The organism is Sphingomonas sp. (genome assembly GCF_031380695.1).
GTDB lineage: Bacteria > Pseudomonadota > Alphaproteobacteria > Sphingomonadales > Sphingomonadaceae > Sphingomicrobium.
The window spans coordinates 1-4,450 of the sequence record NZ_JANMWY010000062.1 but is presented as its reverse complement, the minus strand read 5'-3'; the positions used below and the strand labels follow the sequence as shown (position 1 = coordinate 4,450).

The 4,450-nt window shown below is 64.8% G+C and carries 5 protein-coding genes; 2 read left to right on the top strand and 3 right to left on the bottom strand.

Going from position 1 to position 4,450, the window contains the following annotated elements:
- The coding region (nudC, locus tag RMN84_RS02565) for an NAD(+) diphosphatase (RefSeq protein WP_309610641.1) at nucleotides 1-576 on the top strand (576 nt) is incomplete at its 5' end.
- Nucleotides 577-656: 80 nt separating this feature from the next.
- On the top strand, nucleotides 657-1,382 hold the full coding sequence (locus RMN84_RS02560; RefSeq protein WP_309610640.1) for a cytochrome c family protein: 726 nt from the start codon (nucleotides 657-659) through the stop codon (nucleotides 1,380-1,382).
- Nucleotides 1,383-1,391: 9 nt separating this feature from the next.
- Here RMN84_RS02560 and RMN84_RS02555 read toward each other — a convergent pair whose 3' ends face one another.
- The 3 genes from RMN84_RS02555 to RMN84_RS02545 all read right to left on the bottom strand — a co-directional run.
- Complete coding sequence (locus RMN84_RS02555; RefSeq protein WP_309610639.1) at nucleotides 1,392-2,267, bottom strand: LOG family protein; 876 nt, start codon at nucleotides 2,265-2,267, stop codon at nucleotides 1,392-1,394.
- Between the two features lie 16 nt (nucleotides 2,268-2,283).
- Entirely contained in the window at nucleotides 2,284-3,654 is a 1,371-nt protein-coding gene (gene creD / locus RMN84_RS02550; protein ID WP_309610638.1) for a cell envelope integrity protein CreD, read from the bottom strand.
- 72 nt (nucleotides 3,655-3,726) lie between these two features.
- Nucleotides 3,727-4,450 (bottom strand): aldo/keto reductase (locus RMN84_RS02545; RefSeq protein ID WP_309610637.1); only part of this gene is annotated, 724 nt, incomplete at its 5' end.

Sequence of the window (4,450 nt, the reverse complement as noted above, 5' to 3'; positions counted from 1 at the left end):
GGCACGTCAGAAGCACCACTGTTCGCCGCCGCCCTCACCCTCGCTAACTGGCACCGACGCCACCCCTATTGCTCGGTCTGTGGTCATCCGACCGATGTCGTCCGCGGTGGCTGGTCACGCCGTTGCCCGTCGTGCAGCGGTGAACATTTCCCGCGCACTGACCCGGTCGTGATCATGCTCGCTGAACATGACGGCCGCCTGCTGCTCGGCCGCCAACCGCAATTCCCGTCCGGGCATTTTTCGGCGCTGGCCGGCTTCGTCGAGGTCGGCGAGACGATCGAGGCGGCGGTCGCTCGCGAGCTCCACGAAGAAGCAGGCATCACCGTCAAGGACGTCCGCTACATCGCCAGTCAGCCGTGGCCATTCCCGTCGAGCCTGATGATCGGCTGCACTGCGACCGCACTCGACGACGCACTGACGATCGACACGACCGAACTCGACGATGCGGGCTGGTTCACCCGCGACGAGGTGGCGGCCGCACTCGTCGGGAGGGACGGGCCTTTCCTCGCGCCGCCGCGCTTCGCCATCGCCCGCACGCTGCTAGATCACTGGCTGGAGCGAGCCGCCGACCGATGATCGGCCGCTCGCCGCTTGATGAATGGCGGTCCTGCCTTTAAGGGCCGCGCAACGCTTCGCCAGATTGCTCACGGGGTATCATGCAAGACCGTTCCAACACCATTGCCGGCTGGGTCCTGTTCGGCGGCATCGTCGCCCTGCTCGGCTACACCGTCACCGGCGAAATCTTCAACTCCGAACGGCCCGAGAAAATGGGCTATCCGATCGCTGGCGTAGTCGAGGAGGGAGCCGTCGCAGCGGTCGCCGAAAAGCCGATCGAATTTTACTTGGCTAGCGCTGACGCGGCCAAGGGTGCGGACGTGTTCAAGAAGTGCGCCGCCTGCCACAACGCAGAAAAAGGCGGTGCGAACGCGCTCGGCCCGAACCTGTGGGGGGTGCTCGGTGAGCCGATCGGCAAGGGCGCCAACGGCTTCGCTTTCTCCGAAGCACTGTCAGGCGTCGGCGGCAATTGGGACTGGACGTCGCTCAACCATTGGCTGACCAGCCCTAAGGCGATGGCGCCGGGCACCAAGATGACCTTCGCCGGGCTCGGCGACCCACAGGAGCGCGCCAACGTCATCGCCTATCTGAACAGCAAGAGCGACGCGCCCAAGCCCCTACCGGCCGCTCCGACGGAAGCTGCGACAGGCGCGCCGACGGGCGATGCCAAGGCTTCAGCCGAGGCGCAGAATGGCGCGGGTGCGCAGAAGGCCCCGAACACCGCCGTCCTGACCGAGCAGCAGGCCGCCGCCGGGGGACCCAAGAACGTCGGCGGCGAAGGGGCGGCCAAGCTGACCGGGCCAAACGGCGTCGCCGAGAAAAAGTAGCGAGCGGACTTACCCTCGCTCGTGCTTGCCTTCGCGATAATGGGCCCGCACTGCTGACCAGGCCTCCTCGGCGCTTTCGCACCAGGTGATCAGATCAAGGTCGTGCTGCGAGACCACTCCCTCGTCGGCCAGCGCCTGGAAATCGACGACCTTGTTCCAAAACTCCCGCCCGAACAGCAGGATCGGCATAGGCCGCATCTTGCCGGTCTGGATCAAGGTCAGCAGCTCGAACATCTCGTCGAATGTCCCGAACCCGCCCGGGAACACCGCAACCGCCCGCGCGCGCAGCAGAAAATGCATTTTGCGCAGTGCGAAATAGTGGAATTGAAAGCTCAGGTCCGGGGTTACATAGGGGTTGGGCAATTGCTCGTGTGGCAGGACGATGTTGAGCCCGATTGTCTCCTTGCCCATGTCGATCGCGCCGCGATTGGCGGCTTCCATGAACGACGGTCCGCCGCCCGAGCAGACCACGAAATGGCGCTTGCCCTCATCGTCGAGCGGGTATTGGCTGACCATCTGCGCCAGTTCGCGGGCAATGTCGTAATAGCGCGACTTGGCCTTTAGGCTTTCGGCGATGGCCTTCGCCTTGTCGCCGCGCGCGGCCTCGATCAACTCATCAGCCTTGGCCGGTTCGGGCACCCGCGCACTGCCGTAAAAGACGAAAGTCGAAGCGATATTGGCCTCGTCGAGCAGCAACTCGGTCTTGAGCAGCTCGAGCTGGAAGCGGACCGGGCGCAAATCCTCACGCAGCAGGAAGTCATTGTCCTGAAACGCCAATTTATAGGCGGCGCTTTCGGTCTGCGGCGACGAGGGGACATGCCTGGCCGCCTGGGCATCGACCTTGGCGGCGGGAAACACCCGCTTGGGGGGATTGTTGTTGGTCATAGGCCGCGCGGTCTAGCTAGGCCTCGTCCCGTGCGCCAGCCCAGTCGAGCCGCCGCGTGACGTACATCGTCCCGGCCAGCGCGGCGAGGAGCAGCAATGAGCCTATCAACAGTGCGTAGGCCTCGAGGCTAAGCAGCACGTAGAGTATCGCGTAGAGCGCGCCGAGAATCGCGCCGATCACCGCCGCCCGCCGCCAGCTCTTCAGCACCGCTGCCGAGTAGGCGGTGTTGAGCCCGGTGATCGCGGCCGCCGCGACGAGATAGGCCGGGGTGAAGCCGATCACCTCGGCGAAGGCGAGCAGCAGGACGAAGAACAGCACCAGCCCGGCGCCCGCGAGGAGATATTCGACTGTTGCAACGCGCACGCCGCCGATCACGTCGAACAGGAGGTAGGCGAGGAAGGTAAAGCCGACAAACAGGAAGCCATATTTGGTCGCGCGGTTGACTTGCGAATAGAGGTCGACCGGCTCGACCAGTTGGATCGAGGCGGATTGGGGACCGTTCGTCTCGCTTGCGGTCGCATATGCCGATGGCGTTGCTCTTTCAGGCGCGCTGGTCTTGTCGGCACCCTCGATGAACAGCAGCGAGCGGCCGAGCGCGAGGTTGCCGATGCGATAGATCGCGTCGAACCCGGTTTTGGCGATGTGGTGATCGTCCGGAAGGAATTCGCCACCGAAACTGGGATTCGACCACGTCGACGTTACCTTCCATGCCGTGTCCCCGGCGCGCGGGGCGAAGGCGAGGCTGCCGTTGCCGCGCAGGACGAAGCGAAAGTCGACCGCGAGCCTGGCCGGATCGACCTTGGTCAGATCGATCGGCGCGTAGAAGCCGGAGCCGACGAGGCTGGACCCGCCGCCGGGGCCGAGCGGCAGCACGGCGTTGCCCACGCGTACCTGCGGATTGCCCGACAGGCCGCGCGCATCGGACACGCCAAAGCGAAGTTCGGCGCGGGCGAGTTCGAGCGTTTCCGGCTGGACCCCGAGCGAGGCGAGATCGGCCGGCAGCGCGAATATCGCGCGCCCCTTGGTCTCGGCGCGATAGATGACGACATCGTAGATCGAGCGGCGGCGATGCTTGGGCTGAAGTACCGTCGCCGCGTCGATCCCACTAGGCGCGACGACCAGCCGCCGCTCGATCGTCGTCGTGTGGCTGACCGGCTGACCGTTGACCTGCTCGGTGCCCGTGACGGTCTGCTTGAATGGGATCGACAGTTCGGGCCCTGCGATGACCTGTGGTCCACCCCAGCCCTGCGCGATCGAGGCGCGCGCTTCGGTCGATTGCGACTGGCGGTCGCCGATCATTAGCCACACGCAGAAGATCGGGATGGAGAGGAGAAAACCGATCAGCAATGCGCGAAGGAATTTCTTGCCCGGGGTCAGATCGGTCACGCGCTCACTCCTGCGACGACTTCAGTTAGTCGATAGAAATGCACGGTTCGTCGCATTTAGTCAAATCGGCGGTCAGGCCAACTCTTCGTCCGCAAAGGTTTCGGTGTCGATCTGCGACTGTATCGCGCCGGAATAGCGCGGGCCACTGAACACTCCTGCTCGACACAAAGCGTCGACTTTCGCCAGCAAATCTGGATCGATCGAAAGCGTCGCGGCGGCAAGGTCTTCCTCGAGATGGGCGATGCTGCGCGTACCGGGAATCGGGACGACATGGTCACTCTTTCCCAGCAACCAGGCAAGCGCGAGTTGACCTGGCGTGCATCCCGCCTCGCTCGCTAGCGCCTCATAGGCCTCGACCAACGTCAGGTTGGCGACGAGTTGCGGCTTCACGAAGCGCGGCATCATCGCGCGAATATCGCCCTTGTCATAGTCGGCCGACCTGATCGCCCCGGCGAGCAGCCCGCGCGCAACCGGCGAAAAGGCGACGAAGCCGATGCCGAGTTCGCGGCACGTCGCCAGCACCGCGATCTCGGGATTGCGCACCGCCGGCGAATATTCACTTTGCACCGCCGCAATCGGGTGCACCGCGTGGGCGCGGCGAACGGTCGCGGCGGACATTTCGCTTAAGCCGATCGCACCGAGCTTGCCCTGTTCCTTCAGTCGCACCAGCGCGCCGACCGATTCCTCGACCGGCACCCGCTTATCGAGGCGATGGAGATAGACCATGTCGACGAAATCGGTGCCGAGCCGCTGCAGCGACCCCTCGACCGTCTGCGCGATCTGCGCGGGCGACCCG